At 59.9% G+C, this 23384-nt stretch carries 23 protein-coding genes; 11 read left to right on the forward strand and 12 right to left on the reverse strand.

All coding sequences use genetic code 11. From position 1 onward, the window contains the following. Positions 1-51: 51 nt before the first annotated feature. Both ACFOFO_RS01070 and ACFOFO_RS01075 read left to right on the forward strand, forming a co-directional pair. The gene (locus tag ACFOFO_RS01070) at positions 52-1425 is read left to right on the forward strand and encodes a DUF1329 domain-containing protein (protein WP_390330593.1); all 1374 of its coding nucleotides are present in this window, start codon (positions 52-54) and stop codon (positions 1423-1425) included. Positions 1426-1746: 321 nt separating this feature from the next. Then, positions 1747-2805, forward strand: a complete 1059-nt coding sequence (locus ACFOFO_RS01075) for an alkene reductase (RefSeq protein WP_390325128.1) — start codon at positions 1747-1749, stop codon at positions 2803-2805. A 252-nt stretch (positions 2806-3057) separates the two neighbouring features. Here the strand turns inward: ACFOFO_RS01075 and ACFOFO_RS01080 are convergent, their stop codons facing one another. The 5 genes from ACFOFO_RS01080 to ACFOFO_RS01100 form a co-directional block, all read right to left on the reverse strand. Continuing rightward, entirely contained in the window at positions 3058-3834 is a 777-nt protein-coding gene (locus tag ACFOFO_RS01080; RefSeq protein WP_390325127.1) for an SDR family NAD(P)-dependent oxidoreductase, read from the reverse strand. 111 nt (positions 3835-3945) lie between these two features. Beyond that, on the reverse strand, positions 3946-4701 hold the full coding sequence (locus ACFOFO_RS01085; RefSeq protein WP_390325125.1) for an SDR family NAD(P)-dependent oxidoreductase: 756 nt from the start codon (positions 4699-4701) through the stop codon (positions 3946-3948). Between the two features lie 31 nt (positions 4702-4732). Further along, positions 4733-5599, reverse strand: coding sequence for an SDR family NAD(P)-dependent oxidoreductase (locus ACFOFO_RS01090; RefSeq protein WP_390325123.1), 867 nt, complete (start codon positions 5597-5599; stop codon positions 4733-4735). Between the two features lie 10 nt (positions 5600-5609). Further along, positions 5610-6158, reverse strand: coding sequence for a nuclear transport factor 2 family protein (locus ACFOFO_RS01095; RefSeq protein WP_390325122.1), 549 nt, complete (start codon positions 6156-6158; stop codon positions 5610-5612). Between the two features lie 266 nt (positions 6159-6424). Next, positions 6425-7660, reverse strand: a complete 1236-nt coding sequence (locus tag ACFOFO_RS01100) for an EAL domain-containing protein (protein WP_390330595.1) — start codon at positions 7658-7660, stop codon at positions 6425-6427. A 324-nt stretch (positions 7661-7984) separates the two neighbouring features. Here ACFOFO_RS01100 and ACFOFO_RS01105 point away from each other — a divergent pair, with 324 nt between their 5' ends. The 5 genes from ACFOFO_RS01105 to ACFOFO_RS01125 all read left to right on the forward strand — a co-directional run bounded on the left by ACFOFO_RS01105 (position 7985) and on the right by ACFOFO_RS01125 (position 12165). Then, on the forward strand, positions 7985-8461 hold the full coding sequence (locus tag ACFOFO_RS01105; protein ID WP_390325116.1) for a nuclear transport factor 2 family protein: 477 nt from the start codon (positions 7985-7987) through the stop codon (positions 8459-8461). A 228-nt stretch (positions 8462-8689) separates the two neighbouring features. Continuing rightward, on the forward strand, positions 8690-9253 hold the full coding sequence (locus ACFOFO_RS01110) for a VOC family protein (protein WP_390325115.1): 564 nt from the start codon (positions 8690-8692) through the stop codon (positions 9251-9253). Between the two features lie 234 nt (positions 9254-9487). Continuing rightward, positions 9488-10282: an SDR family NAD(P)-dependent oxidoreductase gene (locus ACFOFO_RS01115; protein WP_390325114.1), complete on the forward strand. Its 795-nt coding sequence runs from the start codon at positions 9488-9490 to the stop codon at positions 10280-10282. 188 nt (positions 10283-10470) lie between these two features. Beyond that, a complete protein-coding gene (locus ACFOFO_RS01120) occupies positions 10471-11187 on the forward strand; it encodes an EthD domain-containing protein (RefSeq protein WP_390330597.1) in 717 nt (238 codons plus the stop codon). 75 nt (positions 11188-11262) lie between these two features. After that, the gene (locus ACFOFO_RS01125; protein ID WP_390325112.1) at positions 11263-12165 is read left to right on the forward strand and encodes an NAD-dependent epimerase/dehydratase family protein; all 903 of its coding nucleotides are present in this window, start codon (positions 11263-11265) and stop codon (positions 12163-12165) included. Between the two features lie 123 nt (positions 12166-12288). On the opposite strand, the gene ACFOFO_RS01130 is transcribed toward ACFOFO_RS01125, so the two are convergent. The 4 genes from ACFOFO_RS01130 to ACFOFO_RS01145 all read right to left on the reverse strand — a co-directional run bounded on the left by ACFOFO_RS01130 (position 12289) and on the right by ACFOFO_RS01145 (position 15581). After that, positions 12289-13047, reverse strand: coding sequence for an SDR family oxidoreductase (locus ACFOFO_RS01130; protein ID WP_390325111.1), 759 nt, complete (start codon positions 13045-13047; stop codon positions 12289-12291). A 45-nt stretch (positions 13048-13092) separates the two neighbouring features. Then, positions 13093-13950, reverse strand: coding sequence for an SDR family NAD(P)-dependent oxidoreductase (locus tag ACFOFO_RS01135; protein WP_390325109.1), 858 nt, complete (start codon positions 13948-13950; stop codon positions 13093-13095). A 3-nt stretch (positions 13951-13953) separates the two neighbouring features. Then, the gene (locus ACFOFO_RS01140; RefSeq protein WP_390325107.1) at positions 13954-14370 is read right to left on the reverse strand and encodes a nuclear transport factor 2 family protein; all 417 of its coding nucleotides are present in this window, start codon (positions 14368-14370) and stop codon (positions 13954-13956) included. A 122-nt stretch (positions 14371-14492) separates the two neighbouring features. Then, positions 14493-15581, reverse strand: coding sequence for a helix-turn-helix transcriptional regulator (locus ACFOFO_RS01145; RefSeq protein WP_390325106.1), 1089 nt, complete (start codon positions 15579-15581; stop codon positions 14493-14495). Between the two features lie 424 nt (positions 15582-16005). Between ACFOFO_RS01145 and ACFOFO_RS01150 the strand changes: the two genes are divergently transcribed. From ACFOFO_RS01150 to ACFOFO_RS01160, 3 genes are all read left to right on the forward strand, one after another. After that, positions 16006-16839 (forward strand): SDR family NAD(P)-dependent oxidoreductase, encoded by an 834-nt coding sequence (locus tag ACFOFO_RS01150; protein ID WP_390328118.1) that lies wholly within the window; start codon positions 16006-16008, stop codon positions 16837-16839. Between the two features lie 67 nt (positions 16840-16906). Continuing rightward, complete coding sequence (locus ACFOFO_RS01155; RefSeq protein WP_390330599.1) at positions 16907-17809, forward strand: NAD-dependent epimerase/dehydratase family protein; 903 nt, start codon at positions 16907-16909, stop codon at positions 17807-17809. 147 nt (positions 17810-17956) lie between these two features. Beyond that, the gene (locus ACFOFO_RS01160) at positions 17957-19111 is read left to right on the forward strand and encodes a helix-turn-helix transcriptional regulator (protein WP_390330601.1); all 1155 of its coding nucleotides are present in this window, start codon (positions 17957-17959) and stop codon (positions 19109-19111) included. Between the two features lie 494 nt (positions 19112-19605). Here the strand turns inward: ACFOFO_RS01160 and ACFOFO_RS01165 are convergent, their stop codons facing one another. From ACFOFO_RS01165 to ACFOFO_RS01175, 3 genes are read right to left on the reverse strand one after another with little or no spacing between them, the layout of a single operon-like run. Continuing rightward, complete coding sequence (locus ACFOFO_RS01165; protein ID WP_390325102.1) at positions 19606-20391, reverse strand: SDR family NAD(P)-dependent oxidoreductase; 786 nt, start codon at positions 20389-20391, stop codon at positions 19606-19608. A gap of 11 nt (positions 20392-20402) precedes the next feature. Beyond that, positions 20403-21575 carry an LLM class flavin-dependent oxidoreductase gene (locus ACFOFO_RS01170; RefSeq protein WP_390325101.1) on the reverse strand — a complete coding sequence of 391 codons (1173 nt, stop codon included), beginning with the start codon at positions 21573-21575 and terminating at the stop codon, positions 20403-20405. 3 nt (positions 21576-21578) lie between these two features. Beyond that, a complete protein-coding gene (locus tag ACFOFO_RS01175) occupies positions 21579-22415 on the reverse strand; it encodes an alpha/beta fold hydrolase (protein ID WP_390330603.1) in 837 nt (278 codons plus the stop codon). Between the two features lie 128 nt (positions 22416-22543). Between ACFOFO_RS01175 and ACFOFO_RS01180 the strand changes: the two genes are divergently transcribed. After that, entirely contained in the window at positions 22544-23326 is a 783-nt protein-coding gene (locus ACFOFO_RS01180; RefSeq protein WP_390330605.1) for an SDR family oxidoreductase, read from the forward strand. Positions 23327-23384 lie beyond the last annotated feature (58 nt).

The following is a 23384-nucleotide window of genomic DNA, read 5'->3' on the forward strand; positions in this document are numbered from 1 at the left end:
CGCGTTCAACGCGAAATACAGTTTCAGACATTCAAACGGAAAGGAATGATCATGATTCGGAAGTCCATTCAACTCGCCATGGTTTCGGTCGCGGTCCTCAGTGTCGCCTCGCAGGGGGCCTGGGCCAAGGTATCGGCGGAGGAAGCCACAAAGCTCGGCAAGGAATTCACTTGCGTGGGCGCGGAGAAAGCCGGAAACCAGGACGCCACGATTCCCGCCTTCAGCGGCAAGTGGCTGGGCGTGCCGCCCGGCATCAACTTTAAGGGAACGGGCGTGCATCATCCCGATCCTTACGCGAACGAGAAGCCGCTGTTCGTGATCACGGCCAAGAACATGGAGCAGTACGCGAACCGACTCTCCGACGGAGAGAAGGCGCTGCTCAAGAAGTATCCGGACACCTTCCGCATCCCGCTCTACCCGTCGCACCGCGACTTCCGCTATGCCGACTACGCATGCGAAGTCGCCAGGCAGAACGCGCTGAGCGCCGAACTGGCCGACCAGGGATTCGGCGTGAATGCGACGAGCGGTGCGGTGCCGTTCCCGATCCCGAAGAACGGCCTGGAACTGTTGTGGAACACCCTGCTCCCGACTCGGGCGTGGACGGAGGTCTCTACCAATGACCAGGCGGTCGTGTACCCCGACGGCAATATCGCATGGGGACGGGTATCGACGAAGAATCTGTCAGATTATAACGATCCGAAGCATCGGAAAAAGACCGAGGGCGTACAGGCGTACTTCTATTCCTTGACGATGCTGCCTGAGCGCAACAAGGGCGAGATCATCGTCGGTCAGGAGTCTTACAACCACAAGCAGAACCCGCGGCAGGCGTGGCAGTACAACCCCGGTACCCGACGCGTGCGTCAACTGCCCGCATTCGGGTTCGATATGCCCCAGGGGGCCGGTGGATTCAGGACAGTGGACGACGACCGTTTGTTCAACGGCTCACCGGAGCGTTACGACTGGAAAATCGTCGGAAAGAAGGAACTCTATATTCCCTACAATGGTTACCGGTTCGACGACCCCAGCATCATGTATGCCGACATCCTGAAGACCGGTCATGTGAATCCGGACTACATGCGCTATGAACTGCATCGCGTCTGGGTGCTCGAGGGTACGCTGAAGGACGGCTATCGCCATCAGTATGCCAAGCGCGTGATGTACCTGGATGAGGATACGTGGCACGCGGTGATGTCCGATAACTACGATGCGCGCGGCCAGCTCTGGCGCATGGCGATGGTCAACTACATTTATGCCTATGAGATGCAGGCATTCCAGGCCCGGGTATCGGTCTATCATGACCTGACTTCGGGCGCCTATATGGCCGATCGCCTGAATAACGAACGGCGAGAAAAGACGCGGTTGAACGATGGTGGCCTCTCCCCGGAGGAGTTCACCGCCGACGCGGCGCGCCGCACGGGGCTTTGAGCGCAGCTCCGGTCTCGCTGCGGGCACGCTCGACCCCTTGCACAGTGTGGCTGTATCGTATCGCCGCCTGCGACTCGGTCGCGGGCGGCTTGGCCCGGAAGCTGCGCTGCGGCGCTACCACTGTTGAATTGAAGACGCTTATTTCGCAGGGACTGTATCGACGCGGCCCCTGGTGCCGAAGCGATAGCCTCTTTGTCGGGGAAGTTTCTTGGGAATACCATGCTGGCACGGCGCTACCCGGCTGAGGAGCGAACGAGTACTCCCGATGGGGATCACTCGCAAACCCATTCACATTTGCATGAACTTTAACGAGGACTAAGCATGACGATATTGTTCGACCCCGTGCGGCTGGGCGACCTTGCACTAGCCAACCGCATTGTCATGGCGCCGATGACGCGCAGCCGTGCCGGCCCCGGCGACGAGCCGACTGCGCTGCACGTCGAGTACTACCGCCAGCGTGCTACGGCGGGACTCATCGTCGCGGAAGGCACGTACCCGAGCAAGCACGGCAAGGGCTACTGCCGCACCCCCGGCATCCATACGGCAGGGCAGATCCGGGGATGGCGCACCGTCACTGACGCAGTCCACGCCGAGGGGGGACGGATCGTCCTGCAATTGATGCATTGCGGACGCATCGGCAGCCGGCTGAATAAGGGGCCGGATGCACAGACCGTCGCACCCTCGGTGATCCGCGCGCGTGGACGAATCTTCGCCGACGGCGTCGGTATGGTGGACTTCGACGAGCCGCGCGCACTGTCGGCCGCGGAAGTGCCCAACGTTATCGGCGAGTTCCGCGTAGCCACGGCCAAAGCCCTGGCAGCCGGATTCGACGGAGTGGAACTGCACTGCGCGAGCGGCTATTTGCCCATGCAGTTCCTGTCCACAGGGACCAATCGGCGCACCGACCGCTACGGCGGGCCAGTCGAAAACCGCATTCGATTCGTGGTGGAAACGATCGAGGGGATGAGCGACGAGGCGGGCTCCGGTCGCGTCGGCCTGAGAATCTGTCCCGGCAACCCGTTCAACGATTTGCACGACGACGATCCCGGCGAAACCTACAGCGCTCTACTTCGGGCCGTCACGCCGATGAGGCTGGCCTATCTACATCTGATCTGGCTGCCCACCCCGGAAATCGACAGCCTGGCGGTGGTCAAGACCCATTACCAGGGCGCACTGATTCTGAACGAGAGCGTCGAGCACGACGGTGCGCAACGGCTGATCGCCGACGGGACGACGGACGCGGTCTCCTTTGGCCGTCCCTTCATCGCCAACCCCGACTTGGTGCGGCGGTTTCGTGAGGGCCGTCGCCTGGCGGACTTCGACCCGCAAACCCTCTATACGCCAGGCCCCGCCGGCTATATCGACTATCCGGCGCTTTAATCTCAATCCTCGCTCCGGTTCGATCCCGGTTCCGCCCTGGTTTCGCAATCGACGCGGCGTGGACATATCGGCATGCGGCACGCAAGACGGGCTGAACGCACACCGGAAGCGATTCAGGACAGCGCCTGGCGCGCGCATAAGCAGTTGTGCCAGCGTTACCGATCACTGGAGTAGGCAGCCTAGAGCAGAAGCCGAAGATGCGTCCATTCCATAAGGAGCCGCAAGCCACCCGCATCCGGCTGCGGCTCACGCTCACGCGGGCGCGCCCGGCAAGCCGGGGTAGTACGCACCCGCCGCCATGCCGCCATCGACGGCCAGCTCACTGCCGTTGCAATAGGACGCCTCATCACTCGCCAGGAACAGGGTCGCCCGGGCGATCTCTTCCGGGTTGCCGACGCGTTGCATGGGTACATTCGCGTACTGCTTGTTGACCTCTTCCAGCGGTGCTCCAGCGGGATTGGACATGACGGTATTCACCCCACCTGGATGGACCGAGTTCACGCGCACGCCGTGATGGCCGAGCTCAAGGGCGGCCACCTTGGTCAGCCCGCGCACGCCCCATTTGCTGGACACGTAGGCCGCAAGGGCGTTGACGCCGCGCAAACCGTCGACGGACGAGATGTTGACGATGGAACCCGCGCGCTGGCTCTTCATGATCGGTGCGACCGCGCGAATGCCCAGGAAGGTGCCTACCAGGTTGACCGAGACTGCCCGCTCGAAGTCGCGCTTCGATAACTCGTCGATCGCGCCGAACACCAGCACCGCGGCGTTGTTGACGAGCACGTCGATCCGGCCGAAGCGCTCCACTGCCTCCGCCACCAGGCTCTCCCAGTTGGCCTCGTCGCTGACGTCCAGGCGGCGGAAGCAGGCGGTGTCCCCCAACTCGCGGGCGAGGGCCTCGCCCTCCGCCTCCAGCAGGTCCGCGATGACGACCCGCGCCCCCTCCTGCACGAACAGCCGGCAGGTCTCCGCGCCCATGCCGCGAGCGCCTCCGGTGACTATCGCGACCTTGTTTGTCAATCGATCCATAATTTGATTCCTCCGTTTCGGCTTGGCCTCCGGCAGCGCTGCCGCCGGGAGGCCGAGGCCAGTTGTTGTGGTGCCGGTCCCCAGCTGGGCCGGCGGCTTTTAAGCGCGGTCTCAGCCCCAGTAAGCTTGGCCGCCGTCGAGCGGGATCGTCGCGCCGGTAAGGTAACCGGCGTCGGCCCCGACCAGGAACACGATCGCGCGGCCGATGTCCTGTTCGCAGTCGCCCACGCGGCCCAGCGGGATGGTCTTGAAGAACGCTGCCGCTTCCTCTGGCCGCGCCGCGACCCAGCCTTCCATGCCCGGCGACATCGCGTGCGGCGCGACCGCGTTGACCCGGATGCCGTCCGCGCCCCATTCGCAAGCCGCTGCGCGAGTCAGGGCGCGGATCGCTTCCTTTACCGCGGCATAGGCGCCGTAACCTGATGCGTCCCAGCGCACGGCGGCAGACGAGGCGAAGTTCACCACTGCGCCATCGCCCTTCAGGTAGGGATAGCAGGCGCGCATCATGCGCAGCGTCGCGAGCGGTCCCGAATCAATGCCCTGCATGAAGGCTTCGTCGCTGACCTCCAGCAGGCGGCCCAGCGGCACCACTTGCGCATTGTTGACGAGGATGTTGAGGCTGCCGAAGCGCGCCACTACCTGCTCGACGCAACGGTCAATCTGTTCCTTGATCATCACGTCGCATACGAACGCCTCCGCGATGCCGCCGCGACGGCGGATTTCTGCACAGGTGTCTTCCAGCTTGCTGAGCGTGCGGCCCACGACTGCAACCTTCACGCCTTGCGCGGCAAGCGCGTAGGCGATGCCTTGCCCTACGCCTTGCCCGGCGCCAGTGATTAATGCAACTTTATCTTTGATAGTCTTCATGGGTCCCATCCTTGTTCTGTTAACGAAAAATTCACTCAACCTTGGCCGCGTGCGCCTGGACCGGCCCGCCGAGCAAGTCGCGGTAGGAGGGCGGTCGCTTGCCGTCGACGTCGATGACGCCATACTCTTGCGCCACCTCGGCGCCCACCAGCACCAGCCCCGACTTGTCCAGCAGGCGCAGGTCGCGATACAGCGCGTGAATGATCTTCCCGGTGAATTCGGGGCTTTCCGCGACCGGGGCGAAATCGGCGTATTGCTCGGGATGTTGCTCCCAGACCCGCATGGTCCGTTCCGTCCGCAGCGGACCCATCCAGATAGACAGGGCAGCCACGTTGTGGGGACGCAGGTCGACCGCCATGTCCTTGGCGAACTTGTCCACGCCGACCTTCTGCGCGCCATACCCGGGCCCGTGCATGTAGCAGCTTGCGCCGAACGAGGACGTGAACACGATCAACCCCTGGCGGCGTGCCACCATCAGGGGCGCGGCGAACCAGCTAGCCACATAGGCCGAACGCAGGCCGACATCGAGGATGTTCACAAGCTCCAACGGCTTTTCCCAAAACCCTCCCGGCAGGATCAGTTCGTCGTGCAGGAAAGTGGCGTTATTGACCAGAATGTCGAGCCGTCCCGACTCTTGTCGGACCCGCTCGAACAGCATGCGCACCTGGCTGTCATCGCGATGATCGCAGGCGACGGCGATGCCCTTGCCGCCCAATGCATCGATTTCGCTTGCCGTCGCATGGATCGTTCCGGGTAAAGCCGCGCTCCCTTCGCGCTCGGTGCGGCCGGTGATGTATACGGTGGCGCCGGCCGCGCCAAGCGCCAATGCGATGCCTTTGCCGGCACCCCGCGAGGCACCGGTGACCACGGCGACGATCGGTTCTTTTTTATTGCTCATGCCAACTCCTTCAGTGAATTTTCTCGGCGCTTTCTACGCTTGGTGCTATCGGATCGTCTACCGCAACCGGCGCAGCGCGGCCCGCGAACAGGATCTTCGCCATCCCGTCGGCCAGGTCCATCACCAGCGTGGACGTCACGACGCAGCGCGTCTTGCTGATCTTCCACTCGTTGTCGAGCTTGCGGTATTCGTCCTCGTAGTAGGCGCCCAGCTGCGTGATGGAGCGCTCGCGCGTGTTGATTAGGTGGTAATACAGTCCCCAGGTGCCGCGCGCATTTGTGTCGTCGACTATGGTGATCTGTGGATTCTCGCCATGGTGCATCTCGACGATGTGTTCTTGACAGCCGAGACGCTCGAATACCTCGGCCAGTTGATCCCGATCGTGGAACACGCCGATGCGCCCATAGTCGATCAACACCTTTCCCGGCGCGAAGCAGTCGCGCACACCCTGCGGATCCTTCTGGTCGCAGCAGAAGAAATAGCGTGCCTTGAGCTTGCGGATCGCTTCCAGGTCTTCCAATATGCGCAGGCGCGCGCCCAGTTCGAGCATGATCGTCATTTTTATCCTTTATGTGGTTGTGGCTGCAATCAGTAGTGTCCAGTTAAAACTCAAACAAATTCAATTGGTTAGCGCCGAGTGGCGATTCTAGAGTCGATAGATCGGGCTGCAAGGCGCATGAAAACTGGTTTTTTTGAATACGGAGACCGAAAGAATCCGTACGCATTTGAAGATCAATTTCATCTTCCGACAATTCCTGTACAACGCGGCGATGGTCAACGGCGACAACGCCGTATTCGGAAAGACAATCTGGTGAACACGCTTCCCTATGCCGCCTCAAGTGATGGCGTCTGCTCCAGATAGTCGATCAAATCCGGCTGCGCCATCGGCCGGCCTAGTAAAAATCCCTGACCGACACCGCAGCCCAGTGATTGCACCAAATCGAGTTCATCGCTGGTTTCAATCCCTTCGGCCACCGTGCGCAGGCGCAGTTTTCCGGCAAGTTGGATGATGGATTCCAGGATCGCAGCCGACTTTGTGTTACTTGACACATCGCTTATAAAACTGCGGTCAATCTTGAGTTCCGTGAACGGCATCCGACTTAACTGTTGCAACGAGGAATACCCCATCCCAAAATCATCGACTGAAATTTCAAAGCCCTGCATGCGCAGTCGCGTTAGCGATTCAAGTACCCGCGTGAAACTTTTCGCAGAGGCAGTCTCGGTTACTTCAATCGTTATCCGTGCAGGAGAAAGCCCGCATGCCTTCACCAGCGAGCAAATCCGGGTGGGCGTGCGCGCATCCTGTAACGTGAGTGGAGAGACGTTAATTGCGAACCCGATGTCCCTTCCGCTGGCAGCACATTCCCTGGCGCATGCCAGCGACTGCAGAAGCAAGGATCCAGTCAATTGGTCAATCAACCCTTCCTGTTCCATCAATTCGACAAACTGACTTGGTGGCAACATACCCAGGTCGGGGTGATTCCAGCGAGCAAGGATTTCGACGCAGGTCGGAACGCCGGTATCGAGGTCAATTTTCGGCTGAAAAAATGGCACAAACTGATTGCCGTTGAGTGCCGATACCAGTTCACTCCGGGTCCACTGCTGCGACCACGGCTTGTCCTCATTGCTCGGCGCTGCTGCAGCAGTATCGAGATAGCACAACAACAGCTGCCTGAGTCCGCCAGTTTCATTCGCACTAGCTAATACGCCTAGCACATGTGATCCGCATCCATGGGCAATTGTTGTTGCCGAACAAAGCAGCTCGTCCTTCGCCACCGACATCAGGATGAAGCCGCCCACGTTGCATTGAGCTGCATGGTAAATAAACTCACCCTCATCCATGCCCTTCATTTTCATGTTGCAGAGCACGATATCAAAGCTGTGTCCGGTACTGCGCAAGACACGCAATGCGCTTGTACAATCGGCCGCCTGCGTGACGAAAGAAATTCCCATTGCATTTAACGCGTCGACCAGCATCTCCTGTTGCAAGGCGATGTCATCTAATATGAGTACCCGCAAATCGGTAAAGACAGAAATCGAGCGTTGCAGCATTAGCTTCATCAAATCACCTGTCGCCTAAACCCGAAAGCATCGCAAATGTGCAATCAAAAATTCGAATCGTCAGCATCCATGAATCCCTAAAAATCCGCGTCAATATTGGCCGCGCAGCGTTTCTTTCTAAAAACAGACCGGACACTACTGGACTGCAATCGACACCAACGCTTTTGCCATAGGCTACAAGGCGGACAGGATTCTTCCATCATCCATTCGGACTACGGACGGCAGCCTGATTGCGGCGGCGGCATAGTCCGGGTGGACGATGTGCGGCGGTCGGGCGTGTTTAACATCTAGCAGACACCACAACCATAAATGGAGAAGAACGCAATGGAGACATCCTTGGACGCATTTCTTGAAATTGAGCACATTCGTCAGCTCAAATATCGCTACTTTCGCGCGCTCGATCGGCACGATTGGGCACTGTTTGGAACCTGTTTGACTGAAGACTGCGCGACCCGACTGGACAGCGGCAAGTACAGCTTCAACAGTCGAGCCGAATTCGTCGCGGGTCTCAAGGCGCTGATGGACAAGCCCACGCTGCTGACCATGCATCACGGCCACCACCCCGAGATCGAGCTCGTCTCGCCCGACAAGGCCAAGGGCACGTGGTATCTGGAAGACTACGTGATCAACCTGGAACAGAATTGGATTTTGCAAGGCACAGCGTTCTATCAGGACGAATACGTCAAGCGCGACGGCCACTGGAAAATCCACTCCACCGGCTATGACCGCGTGTTCGAAGTGGTCACCTCGCCGATCCCCGAGCAGTTCCGGGTCACCGCGAATATGTTTGAGAAGCGCTGATAAGCCGACCGGGCCGGGTCACTCGTTACCGAGTCCCAGCCCATTCGCATGCACGCTACCGGGCGAGCGCACTGCGGCCTTTGCGCAGCACGCGCTCCAGAAGCGGTCGCTGCGGCTCACGGCAGGGGCCCCTGGCTGGGCATCTGGCGCAACCGGCATACGCAGAAGGCCCAGCGCATACCCTAGCAATTTACCCCTCGGCAGCAACGAAGACCGGAAGGATCATAAATGAACTCGGACAAGAAGCCGGTCGCGGTGGTCAGCGATGCCGGGAGCGGCATCGGTCCCATTAGACAAATCGGCTATCTGGTACGCGATCTCGATGTAGGTGTACAGCAGTGGCTGGAACACACGGGCATAGGTCCGTGGACGTGTTTTCGCAACGTCACGCTCACTGGCCGATATCGCGGCCAGGAAACGGCGATCCGGATCCACGTGGCGCTGGGGTACCAGGGCGATATGCAGATCGAGTTGATCCAGGTGTTGAGCGACACGTCGTCCCCCTACCAGGACGACAATGGCAATCGCCTGGTCGGTATCCACCACATCGCCTGGTTCACGCGCGACCTTGAGAGCGACGTCGCCAGAGCGCAAGAGCGCGGCCTGAAGGTCTGTTTCAACGGCGAAAATGCCGCCACTCGCGTGGCCTACATGGAGGGCTCGTCCGAGCCTGGTACTTTGCTTGAATTCATCGAAGTGACGGACGAGCTGGCAGCCATGTTCCAGCAGGGTATCGAACAGGCGCGCACCTGGGACGGGCGCAATCCCGTGCACAACATCGATATGGGCTGACGATTGCAGAAGCCAGGCAGCGGACGCAGGCCCGAATCGAACAATCAATAGACAGAGAAACAGGGAGATGAGCATGGGGCTAGTGGAGGGCAAGATCGCGCTGGTTACAGGGGCGGGTAGTGGAATCGGGCGAGCAAGCGCCCAGCTCTTCGCGGCCATGCGTTGGCAGTCGATGGTGGGTATGTAGCAGGTTGATCAATCCGGAGTTCAGGTCATTTATCGAGGACAGTACTAATGGGACGTATTCAAGACAAGGTCGCCGTCGTATTGGGCGTGACTCCCGGCAATATGGGGCAAGCGATCGCGCGCCGTTTCGTCGCCGAAGGCGCGAAGGTGATGATCGCGGGGCGCCGACAGGAGGCACTGGAAGAGGCCGCAAATGAGATCGGCGTGGCGTGGGCCGTCTGCGATATCACGCGCCAGGACGACATCGAGCAGCTGATTCAGACCGCACTGGACCGGTTTGGCCGGATCGATGTCGGCGTAAACGCCACTGGTTGGGGGTTACTGAAGCCCTTCACAGCGACCACGCGCGAAGAGCTTGAGCAAATGGCTGCCATACAATTCATTGGCCCGTTCCAGTTCCTGCAGGCCATGGTTAAGGCAATGGTCCATGGTGGGTCGATCATCGAGATTTCTTCCGTGACGGCAACGATCATGATGGACAACCATGCCGCGTACATGGGGACGAAGGCGGGGATGGACCACGTTATCCGTTGCGTCGCGCACGAATTCGGTGCGCAGGGTATTCGAGCTAACTCCATTTCGCCGGGAGGTACGGCGGATACACCGATGTCTCACGGCGGCCTGAATTTCGAGCCCATCGCGAACCTGTACAAAAGAGAGATTCCACTGCAGCGCCCTGGCATTGCCGAAGACATCGCGAATGCCGCCTTGTGGCTCGCTAGCGATGAATCTTCCTTCGTCACAGGCCAAAATCTGCAAGTGAACGGCGGGCAGACTTTGCGCCGCAATCCTTCGATTCAGGAGATCTACGCGGCCATGGGCGGTGTGCCGGCGACTGTGTAATGAGCAGCTTGCCGGAGGAGCGGGGTGATCCCGGATGAACGCCCGGCGCAGTGATGCACTGGGTGCAGCATCCAGCGACAGCGCCGCAAAAGCGCTGGAATCGATTCCCACGTCAGGCAGGACGTCCGTGGCGGACTGCGCTTTGCATTCATTTGTTTCAGTGAACTTAATCGAAAGGAATTCTTGCTATGGAAAAAGTCGTCTACATTGTCTGGCGCGATGCCCAAACCAACGCCGAGGAATTTGGCCGCAAGCTGCGCACCGAGGTGGCCGATAGGCTGCTCGCGCTCGGTGCGCGTGGATTGCAGGTAAACGTGCCGGACCAGGCCGTCCAGCCAGCCGCCGGACTGCGCCAAATGAATACCCGACCGCAGATCGACGGCTTCCTGTCGCTGTGGGTGGACAGCGCAATTGAAAGATTTCGCCGGCCGTTCGACGCGGTGATCGAGGCGGCGGCGACCAGGGTGGCAGGCTATTTGGTCACTGAGTCGCAGCCCATTCGCAATACACGCTTCCCGGCACTGCCGGGCGAGCGCACTGCGGGCTTCTCGCAGCTAGCGTTCCTGAAGCGGCCGCCGCGGCTCACACCCGAGGCCTGGCTGGACATCTGGCACAACCAGCATACGCCGGTGGCGATCGATACCCAGGACAACTTCCTCTATGTGCAAAACGTGGTGGTGCGTCCGCTGACTTATGCGGCACCGATCTACGATGCGATCGTCGAGGAATGCTTCCCGGCCGCGGCGATGACCGATCCCCATGCGTTCTTTAACGCAGTCGGCGACGAAGACAAATTTCAGCGCCATGTTGGGGCGATGATGGAGAGTTGCCAGCGCTTCATCGACTTCGACAAGATCGACGTGATGCCAAGCAGCCAATACATCATCAAGACGCCTGCGGCCTGATCCTGAACGGGGCCTGGGCGGGCATTCCCGCCCCTCGACGACGGCCCCACGAACTGCTCATCAATAGGAGACACAATGAAAATACTAGTTATTGGCGGTACCGGACTGATTGGTGGGCATGCGGCCCTCTTCCTCCAGGGCCAGGGCAATCAAGTCAGCATCGCGGCACGCAAACCACCGGCGTCGACCACGCCACTGTCGAAGCTCGATCTGTTGCAGGGCGACTATGTCGCGGGAGACTTCACCAAGGCCGACCTTGCCCGTTTCGACGCCATCGTCTTCGCGGCGGGCAACGATATTCGCCATCTCCCGCCCGGCACCGACGAGGCGGCCCATTGGGAGCGCGCCAATGTCGAGGCCGTGCCGCGCTTCTTCGCCCTGGCCCGCGACGCGGGCGTGCGCAGGGCGGTGCTGGTCGGCAGTTTTTATCCACAGGTGGCTCCGGAACTGATTCAGAGTAGTCCCTATGTGCGTTCGCGCCATCTGGCCGACGAGAAGGTGCGCGCGCTCGCAACGCCCAACTTCAATGTGTGCAGCGTCAATGCGCCCTTCGTCGTTGGCTCGGTCCCCGGGCTGCGGGTCGAGATGTTCGAGGTGTACACCCGCTATGCCGAAGGTAAGCTGGCCGGGCTGCCGGCATTCGGGCCAGCCGGCGGCAGCAACTTCATCTCGACCCAGTCGCTTTCGGAGGCCATATGGGGCGCGTTGCAGCTTGGCGAATCGGGCAAGGCCTATCTTGTCGGCGATGAGAACCTGACTTTTGCTGAGTATTTCGGGGCGTTCTTCCGCGCTGCGGGCAACGACCAGCCAGTGCCACCGCTCGAGCAGGAACATCCGCTACTGCCCGACATGGCGATTTATACGGGGCGCGGCAACGTCGTGTCCTATGAGCCCGATCCTGCCGAGGTGTCGTTGCTCAAGTATCGCCGCGGCGACGTCCAGCGCGCGATCAACGAAGTCGTCGCACAGTACCGATAACGTTATGCAGGTAGCCAAAAGTTTCTTGACATCTGATTGACCGTTGCATGGTGTGCTCCCTCTCCCGCAAGGGGAGAGGGAGCTGTTCGTAACACTCTAAATACAAAGCCCGCACATCGAAGCTCAGAGGGAGGAAATCAGCTGTGCGTTGTCGATGCGCAGCTCGGCGCCATTGACGAAGCGCGATTCGTCGGAGGCGAGGAACAGCACCAGGTTGGCGACATCCTTCGGATCGCACATGCGCGCCATCGGATCGGTGCCTATGCCCAGCGCGGCGGGGTCGAGGTCTGGCATCATCGCCTGCGTCATCGGCGTCCAGATGCCATCCGGGTGTATCGAGTTGCAGCGGATCTTGTAGCCGCTACGTTTGCAGTGCACGGCAACACTGCGGGTCAACGCGGTCACTGCTCCCTTCGAGCCTGTGTAGGCGCACATCATCGACAGACCACCCAGGGCGGCGACCGACGACATGACGATGATCGAGCCGCCGGCTTCATTGTTCTTCATCGCCTCTACGCCGAACTTGCAGCCGAGGAAGTAGCCGTCGGCGTTGGTCCGCAACACCATGCGCCAGGTCTCGATGCTGGTGTCCTCGATCGAGCCGATGGGACAGATTGCGGCATTGTTTACCAGTACATCGAGCTGACCGAAAGTCTCTTGCGTGGCAGCGATCACCTTCTGCCAGTCATTTTCCTCTGCAATGTCGTGGCGAACGAACAGCGCCGCATCGCCGATCTCGCGGGCCACCTCGCGCCCAGCCTCTTCGTTCACATCGGTTAGCACCACGCGCGCGCCTTCGGCGGCGAGCAGCAGCGCATCCGCCTTGCCGACCCCACTGGCCGCGCCGGTAATGATGGCGACCTTATCTTTGACTCGATTCATGCTGTCCTCATGTAGTATGGAAGTAAATTTTCGATGCATCGCTGCTCAGCTCTCGGCCGGCGCGCTGCCGGCGAGCACCGAGCGCAGGGCCTGCTCGCCATACAAGTAGGCCACGGTGTCGTCCAGCACGGGGTTCTTGCGCAGTTCGCTGCCGCCATCGACCGCAAAGCTTTGCCCTGTGACCCAGCCCGATTCCGGGCCTGCAAGGTAGCGCACCGCGCTGGCGATGTCTTCGGGCTCGCCGAGACGGCCGAGCGGCATTTGCTCGAAGAATTTGTCGAGCAGCGCCGGGTTGTCGAACATCGGCCCGGTCGCTTCGGATCGCGTCAGGCCGGGGCGCACCGCATTGACTCGAATTCCGGCAGGCGCCAGTTCTTCGGCCGCGGCCCGCACGAAGGCTTCGAGCCCCGCCTTGCCGGTGCAATAGCTAGACAGCCAGCGGAAGTTCATGCGCGCCGCGTTCGACGAGATACAGACGATGGACCCGCCGCCCCGCGCAGCCATCAGCGGCGCCGCATGGCGAACCGCCAGGAATGCGGTCAAGATGTTGAGTTCGAGTTCCGCGCAGAAGGTCTGTGCATCGTGCATCAGCAAGGGCCGAAAAGCGCCGCCGCCGACCGTGGGCACGACGATGTCCAGCCGGTCCTGCAGGGCCCACGCCTGCTGGAGCGCGGCCTGCATATCGTCCGCCTTGCCGGCGTCTCCGACGTGGTATTCGACACGGGCGCCGGGGATGTCGGCACACAGCAGCTGCCGTGCATGTTCCAGCGCTTCACGCCGCCGCCCCATCAACAGCACTGCCGCGCCGTCTCTGAGCAGCGATCTGGCGCTGGCCGAGCCAATGCCGCCGGCGCCGCCGGTGATGAGCGCGGTCCTGCCTTCGAGTATCCGGGTCGTGCTCATCGTTCACGCCTCCACAGGCAAGTCTTGCGTCCAGTCGAGCAGCAGTATGCGCTGCGCGAAGCGCCACTGGTCGGCTTCGCAGACGAAGCGATCCTGATAACGGATTCCCCAATCCAGCTTGCGTTTCATGCCGTCGCGTTCGTAGAGGTGATTGGCCACGCAGTAGGTCTCGGCGCCGGCCGACGGGCCATCGAGTTCGACGAGCTGCTGATGCACATGGTGCTGGGTCGCGCTGTACTGGCCGAGCGCCCTCATGCCGGCAATGATGGCCGCGCGTCCGTCCATACTGAAGCTCGGCCCCTTCAGGCTCGCATCCGCGGTGAACAGCGCCTCCAGCTGCGTCCAGTCGCGCTTGTCCACCGCTTGCGCATAGCGACAGACCAGCTCATAAAGTGCCTGCTTGTGATCCAGTTTTGACATGGGTCTCCATCCTTTATAGTTTGTTGTGGTTCGAAAGCGCGCAGCAGAGCCGTCGCAGCCTAGCTTCTTCGTTCCAGGCACATGGTTGCACCGGGTTTCAGTCGAACCAACGTCCGTTTGGACTAAGGCGTGTTGACACGTCCTGAATTTGCAGACAAGTTTGTTTTCCTCGACGGCTTGCGCCGGTAGGTTGAAGGGGAAAGGCCCGTCCATTGCTGAAAGGCGCGCCGAAATGCTCTGGCGTCACTGAACCCCAACAAGTCGGCGATGCGTTCCAGCGTCATATCGGAATGATGCAGATAGTGGTCAGCCATGTGCTGAAGACAGGCTTCCTTGATATGCGAGTATGACGTGCCATTTCGGGCTAAGCGGCGCCGTAGTGTTTGTGGACTCACATAAAAAATCTGCGCCAGCTCATCGATGCCCAACGGCTTGCCGCTTCTCTGAAGCGCCTCCAGAATCAGCAGATGCACGACGTCCGGCAGGTCGCGCTCGAATTGTGATGTAAGGCGAATGTCGAATGGGAAGTAATCGATAATGCGCTTTAGCTCGGCGTAGCTGCGCACGACCGGATATCGCAGGCAATGAGCAGGGAATACCAGATAGTTGGTGGCCTGTTCAAACGCTATCGTGCAGTTAAACTGGCTGGAAAAGAAGGGTTGCTGTTCCGGCGCCGCATACATAAACCCCACTTCCTGGAGAGGAATAGCCCGCCCCGTAAGCCATGAAAACAGCTGGTGATAGGCCGACAATCCCGTCAGGTCGACCATAAAGGAAGCCTGGTCTCTCTGCCTGCGCCGGCTATCCATCGCAAAAGTGGCGCTGATACCCTGTATCTTCAGCGATAGTTCTCCACCTCGGCGATCGAGGATGCGATTGAAGAGCGTTGCCTGCTGAATAACCTCTTCTAGATCTGCACAGTTAATAACACAGGCGCACATCAGGTCGAAAGCTTCCTTGCCTGTGGCGGGTCGCTGTTCCCGTTCGCAAACCGCCTGCTCCAGCAAACCCAAGCCATACCGGTTGACCCGAATATAGTCGAGCACGGGAATCTCCACTTGCTCCCCGCCGAGTGCCGTCTCCATGTCCAGCACCGCGCCCGACGCACGCCAGACCTGTCGGGTTGGATGTCCAAGGCGCTCCAGCTCGCGCAACAGCGGCTGTAGATGCCGGAACGGAACAGTGTTCGGGTAGGTCGCCAAGCTTGTCATCAGACTTTGCTCCGAGAAACCCCGGCCTTCAGGCCAGGAAGGAAAGGAGCCGACTGCGCAGCAGTCGCTGCCTTTCCTTGAGGTTGATAAGGCGTGCACAGGTAGCCGTAACCATGGGTCAGTGTGCAGAACCGATTCACTCTGAGAAAGCATGTGAACGTCGGTCTGGTACTTCGGTACAACGTAGCCGCTTTGCGGCGGCTCTCCCTGGTCAACCTCGGTCCATCGGATTGAACCCCTCAAGGTCCGGCCGTTCAGGCCGGGGTAGTTGAGCGCCATAGTCCCCTGGTTGGCCCGCATCGGTCCTGTTGTCGGCGGTCGAGCCGGAATATAGTGCCAACTCGTGAGGCACTCAGGGGGCGGCTCGATGCCGAAAGTCCCTCCTATCATAACCCGCAAGACAACTCAGGAGACACTCAAGATGATCGAATTCAAGGGAAAGACTATCCTCATCACCGGCGGTGGCGCCGGTATCGGCCGCGCTACCGCCGAGGCTTTCGGCAGGGCAGGTGCACGGCTGGCAGTTGCGGAAATCGACCCCGCCCGTGCAATGGCCGTGAGGCAGGCGCTCGAAACGACGGATGTCGAAGCACTCGTGCTCGAGTGCGATGTCACCCGACCAGACCATGTGGCATCGCTGGCTGACCGGATTGGCGCACAGTTCGGCGGACTCGATGTGCTGGTCAATAATGTAGGCGATTTCCGGATGCTCGCCAAACCCTTCGAGTCCTATAGCGATGAGGAAATCGAGCAGCTCTATGCCGTCAACCTTAAGCACATCTTCATGGTGACCCGTGCGATGCTGCCGCTCTTGCGACGCAATGCGCCCGGCAGCAGCATCATCAGCGTGTCGTCGATCGAAGGATTTCGGGCGATTCCGAATTGCAGCGTCTATGCCACTTTCAAGTCAGCCATCACCGGGTTCACAAAAAGTCTCGCGGTCGAGCTGGCGCCTAGCGGCATCCGGGTGAACCTGATCGCCCCCGAAACGACCGACACACCGCAAGTCCCCGTGAGCCTGATGATTCCTCCCGAGCATCGCGAGCACATCGCGCGCTGGATTCCGATGGGGCGCTTCGGAACGCCCGAGGACATTGCCGGCGCCGCGCTCTTCCTCGCCAGCCCGCTGGCCGGATGGGTCACAGGAACGGCCTTGCACGTCGATGGCGGTTCACTCGCAGCGGCTGGTTGGTACCGCGATCCTAAAGGTACCTGGACCAACCTGCCGGTACTCAGCGGTAACGGCCTCAATCTCTGAGCGACGGCTCGCGCCCACTTTCCCCGTGCCCGGACGCGTCGGCACGGATAAACCTCAAGGAAATACAATGAAAATATTAGTTATTGGCGGTACCGGACTCATCGGCGGGCATGCGGCCCTCTTCCTCCAGGCTCAGGGTAATGCGGTCAGCATCGCCGCGCGCAAGCCGGCCTCGTCCACGAGCGCGCTGGCCGGACTCGAACTGCTCCAGGGCGACTATGTCGCGGGAGACTTCACCAAGGCCGACCTTGCCCGCTTCGACGCCATCGTCTTCGCGGCGGGCAACGATATCCGCCATCTCCCGCCCGGCACCGACGAGGCGGCCCATTGGGAGCGCGCCAATGTCGAGGCCGTGCCGCGCTTCTTTGCGCTGGCCCGCGACGCGGGCGTGCGCAGGGCGGTGCTGGTCGGCAGTTTTTATCCACAGGTAGCTCCGGAACTGATTCAGAGTAGTCCCTACGTGCGTTCGCGCCATCTGGCCGATGAGAAGGTGCGCGCGCTCGCAACGCCAACCTTCAATGTGTGCAGCGTCAATGCGCCCTTCGTCGTTGGCTCGGTCCCCGGACTGCAGATAAAAATGTTCGAGGTGTACACCCGCTATGCCGAAGGTAAGCTGCCCGGGCTGCCGGCATTCGGGCCAGCCGGCGGCAGCAACTTCATCTCGACCCAGTCGCTTTCGGAGGCCGTATGGGGCGCATTGCAGCGTGCCGAATCGGGCAAGGCCTATCTTGTCGGCGATGAGAATCTGACTTTTGCCGAGTATTTCGGGGCGTTCTTCCGCGCTGCGGGCAACGACCAGCCAGTGCCGCCGCTCGAGCAGGAACATCCGCTACTGCCCGACATGGCGATTTATACGGGGCGCGGCAACGTAGTGTCCTATGAGCCCGATCCTGCCGAAGTGTCGTTGCTCAAGTATCGCCGCGGCGACGTCCAGCGCGCGATCAACGAAGTCGTCGCACAGTACCGCTAAGGCTCGGGATGCGGCCGAGGTGCCGGAATCCATGAGCGCACGCCGTGTATTCAACCTGAAAGCAGTTGCCTGACATAACTGTAGACAGTGAAAATGACGGCTGCATTGTCATTTTCACTGATCATTGGTTGGCACGGAATTGTCTGAATGAAAAATGCTGTAACGAATTTTCCATTAGAAACATTTAGTGAGTTGGTGGGGGCGATCTATGATGGCTTGCTCGAGACTATCCCTTGGCAAAAAATCCTCGGCCGTATGCGGTCCGAACTGGGCGCCAACTATGTGACCCTGATTCTGCGTTCTCCCGGACCAGGTGACCAGGGCCTGATGGTTACTGTCGGCGACGTGACCTCGGAAGGATTGATTTCCTATCACAGCCATTATTATGCGATGGACCCATTTGTCGGTTTGCCGTCTGAGAAAGTAGTGACGACCAGCGAAATCATGAGCGAATCGCGCTGGGTGGCATCCCCGTTTTACCAAGAGTTTCTGGCGCCGGTTGACGTCCATCATCTGATGGGTGCCGACATTCGCACCGATGACGGAGTCGAGTGTCGCCTGCGCGTCTGTCGCTCGCTTAATTCCCCCGATTTTTCCGAGCGCGACAAGGCATTTTGTACGCTGTTGTTACCACATTTCAAGCGCGCAGTGCACCTGCACGGGAAACTGGACCTGATTGAATCGGAGCGACGGCTGTATGCGGGTGCGATGGATCGCCTGATGGTCGGCACCGTCATTCTCGATGAAAACGGCCGCGTGTTGCAGACCAATGCGATGGCGGACAAGATTCTGCGTGCCAGCGACGGGATGCGGATTGCCAATAACATGCCGCATGCGACCCACGCTGCGGATAACCGCGAATTACAGCGCCTGATCAAGAACGCCTTGGTGCGACACGGCAATCAAAAGGTGGCTACGGTGGTGGATGCGATTTCGGTCACGCGTAACTCTGGACTGCGTAACCTCGGTGTGGTGGTGCATAGTGTGCCGCTGAGCGAATGGTCAGAAGGGAAGTCGCGGCCGGCGGCCGTGATCTATATCCGTGACCCGGAACACAAGGCGCAGGCGCCGCATGACATCGTCAGGCAACTATTCAGCTTTACACCGGCCGAGACGAATCTGGCGATGCAGCTGGCAAACGGCTTGTCGTTGGAAGAGGCTGCCGAAGAGTTAGGGATACGCCGCAACACTGCACGCGCACATTTGCGGGCGATTTTCTCGAAGACGGATGTAACACGCCAGACCGAACTGGTGCGGATTCTACTCAACAGTGTGGCTACGCTGGGCATCGGCGATAACTGATTCAGTTGCGGGTGTCGATTAAAATTGTATTGGTTCAGACTTGATCCGACATGTGATGTCCTATTAAGTCAAAATTAATTTGCGCCTGAAAGGCTGGAATCGGCTAGAAGCGGAGGGTGGAGTATGCGTTGTCGTACGCCCGCTTCCAGTCTCATTGCGGTCACTTGGTTTTGCCGATCCGAGGGCCACAAGGTCGGTGTGGGGTACGGCTTTGCCACATTACATCCCCCCGCATAGTGGCAGCAGTGAACAACGGGTTAAACGATCTCATTGCCGCAGACTACAGGTGCGCCAGTGTCGGCTCGAATGTGGTGTGCGCCGCTTTGCCTTCGAGCGGCGGTGCACCGACCGGGTCTTCGAAGACCGCATTGTCGGCAAACAGCGCGATGCGGGCTTGCGCTAGCTATCCAGATAGGTTTTTGAGAACACCCTTGATGTGAAAGATCAAGGGTGTCTGGGCAGTAGATGGCCCCGACAGGCAGGGACCATGCAGTTCAACGGGCGATATAACCGCCGTCGATCACCAGTTCGGTTCCGGTAACAAAACGGCTGGCATCCGACACCAGGTACAGAATGCCTGCGGCAATGTCTTCGGGCGCGCCGACCCGTTCCATCGGCACGAGCTTGCTCATGCCGGCAAACACCTGTTCCACATCCCCGAGCTTGCTGAAGGCTTCTTCCAGCATCGGTGTGCGGATGAAGCCAGGGTGCACGGAATTGGCGCGGATGTTACGTGTCGCATATAGCATTGCGTCGGTTTTTGCCATCATCCGTACCGCTGCTTTTGAGGCGTGGTAGGCAGGGACATCCGGGCCGCTGACGATGCCGTACATCGACGAAAGATTGACGATGGCGCCGCCGCCGGCGCGTTCCATCGCTGCAATGACGTGCTTGGTGCAGAGGAAGGTGCCGGTCACGTTGATGCGCATCACGCGCTCCCACTGCGCGAGCGATAGTTCGTGCGTAGGGATATTCTCGCCATCGATACCAGCATTGTTGACGAGAATATCGATCCGGCCGAAATGTGCTTCGACCTCGCCGAACACGCGATCCACTGCCGCTTCATCACTGACGTCAAGCCGCCAGAAGCGTGCTGTTGCACCAGTTGGGTCGATCTCGCTTGCTGTCGCCGTGCCTGTTTCTTCGAGCAAATCGAGGATCGCGACTTTGGCACCTGCGGCCGCCAGCATCTGTGCGGTGGCGGCACCGATGCCGCGTGCCGCGCCGGTGATCAGTGCGACCTTGCCGGTCAGCGAAAAAAGACGGGAAATTGGATTCATGTCAGATATCCTTAGGCAATGGATTCCGTCGCCAGCTTAGCACTTGCGGTTGGACGCGCCGATTTTTTACGGAAATGCGGGATCACGTGCTGACCGATGTTGCGGATGGTCTCGAGTTGTGCCCACTGCGGCACCGTGCCCATCTGGCAGATGAACAGGATCTCATCGGCGCCGGCGTCGATCAGGCGCTGCACGTAGCCGATGCAGTCTTCGACCGTGCCGTAGGCGTGATTCGGGTTGAGCATCATCATCGTCGGATCGCTGAAATCGACCGAGATCTTCTCGGAGCCAAAGCTGGTCTTGATGACCGACTTGCCGGATGCGTCCGACGCGGTGACGTCGTCGGTCCAGGACGCCGGATCGGGCTTGGGGCCGCCTGCATACCAGTGCGAGAGCGATTCCATGAAGTAGCGCTGGCCCTTGATGCCGATTTTGCGGGCAGCTACGCCATCCTTCAGCACGATGGTCGGGCATAGTGCCGACAGGTGCTCGATCGGCCTGTAGCCTACCTGATCTTCGGGTTTGCGATTGGCCCACGCATCGCGATAGACCGCGTTCTTCTTGGCCACGTCTTCCGGACCGCCGAAACCCAGCACCAGCGCGCCCAAGCCGCGACTACCGGCACGCGTAAGCGTTTCGGTGTTGGTGCAGGCGAGATACATCGGCGGATGCGGGTCCTGGTACGGCTTCGGATGGATCGGCCGGCGTGGGATCTTGATGTACTGCCCGTCGTGCTCGATCTCGTCCTGCATGAAGATCTTGGGAATCAGGTACATCGATTCGTCGATCATCGGATGCAGCTCGTTCAGGTCGTAGCCGAAGGTGCCGGCCTCCTGCTGCGTGCCGCCCTTGCCGACGCCGAAATGCACCCGCCCGTGGGAAAGAAGGTCGAGAGTGGCGATGCGCTCGGCGACCTTCACCGGATGGTTCATCGCGGGCGGCAGGCAGACCACGCCGTGACCGATGCCAATGCGCTTGGTGCGGCCGGCGGCGAATGCCAGGAAGGTCTCCGGTGCGCTCATATGTGCGTAATTGCTGAGCGCCGTGTGTTCCACGGCCCACACCACGTCGAAACCCATCTCTTCGGCGAGCTCGACTTGCTCGATCATCTCGTCGAAAATCTGCCTGTCACCGGCGCGCGACGCATCGACGGTCTGTGCTTCATAGATTAAAGAGAATCTCATTTGTTACCCTTTCGTTTCAGATAAAAAGTCCAGACACATGCGGTTAAAGGTGTCGCGATGTTCAACCATCACCCAGTGTCCACAGCGATTGACCAACATAAAGCGCGCATCGCGGCAGTGCTCCATCAGTTTCATTACGCCGGCGACAGGATTGAACTTGTCGTCAGTGCCCCAGAAACCCAACACCGGGCAGGCGATCTCACCCAGTCGTTCGGTCATGTTTGGTACGCGCATGGTAGACAGCACCGTGGTCGGCTGCGTGTCGCAGATGCCAAGCCGTTCAGCGATCAGCGCGTCGGTAATATGCGCCGGGTCATACACCAGCAAGGACATCAGTTCACGCATGGTGACTGCGTTCAGTTGGCGTCCGGCAAACATCGCCACCATTTTCTGGATGCCTTCCATGCGGAAGTACGTTTCGCGCTCTTCCACACCACCGGGTGCCATCAGCACCAGTTTGGTGATCTCTTGCGGGTAGTCCAGCGCATATTTCAATGCAATGGCGCCACCCAAAGAATTACCTACCAGAGAGCAGCGGGTGACGCCGATCGCCTGTAGAAATTGATGTAGCGCAGTAACGAAAAAATCCAGCACATATTCAGCGTCTTCCGGCTTGGAAGAGAGGCCATAGCCGGGCAGGTCGGGCACGATTACGCGGTGGCCCTGTTCGGCAAATACCGGATAGTTGTGTTTGAAATTGCTATAGCCGCTGGCGCCAGGACCGCTGCCGTGCAGAAAGACAACCGGCTCGTCACCGCTGCCAGCTTCGTGGTAATGCAGCGTCAATCCGTTTTCCAGAACGGCTAGTTTGCCGATAGGGATGGGTGAAGTTGTGGTCATATAGGGAGTGTCCGGTTGCCGATGGTGGAAGAATCATGGCGAATGTGCGTTGGTGAAGCATCGTCTTTTCAGACTATGTATAGAAAACGTCGTTTGCTTACCATGCAGACTTTGAATAGGATTACAAAATGAACGACTCAAACGAATATGCCGGCAAGGTGGTTTTGGTGACTGGAGGCACCCGCGGCATCGGGCGCGGGATTGCCGAAGCGTTTCTGGCACGAGGCGCGCAAGTCGCCATTTGTGGGCGGCGTGCACCGGAGCAGCCGATACAGACCGGCGGATCTGAAGCGGTATTTTTCCAGGCCGACGTGCGCGATTCTGAGCAGATCGGCGTACTGGTCGGACAGCTGGCTGAACGCTTCGGTCGTCTCGATATTTTGATCAACAATGCCGGCGGCAGTCCGCATGTGATGGCGGCAGATGCCTCGCCGCGCTTTCACGAAGCCATCATCCGCCTCAATCTGATTGCGCCGCTGGATCTGGCGCAACGCGCCAATGCGCTGATGCAAGCGCAGGACGGTGGCGGCGTGATTATTTTCATCGGCAGCGTCAGCGCGTTGCGTCCTTCACCCGGTACTGCCGCCTACGGTGCAGCGAAGGCGGGTGTGCTGAACCTGGTGCGCTCGCTTGCGGTGGAATGGGCACCCAAAGTCAGGGTGGTAGCGCTCAGCCCCGGTTTGGTGTTGACGGAAGAATCGCACCAACACTATGGCGACGAAGAAGGCATCGCTGCAGTCGCTAAAACGGTGCCGCTCGGCCGTCTGGCTCTGCCGCAGGATATTGCGGCCGCTTGCCTGTTTCTCGCATCGCCAGCAGCGGCTTATGTTGCCGGCAGTAATCTGGTCGTAGATGGCGGTGGCGAGCGCCCGGCTTTTCTGGATGCGGCGAATGCTGAACAGCGCGCCTGAATCTAATCGGACAGCAGCTGATTTTATTATTCGGAATGCGCGGCATTTATGGCATTGT

The organism is Pseudundibacterium arcticum (assembly GCF_042646465.1).
Taxonomy (GTDB): Bacteria; Pseudomonadota; Gammaproteobacteria; order Burkholderiales; family Burkholderiaceae_D; genus Undibacterium_A; species Undibacterium_A arcticum.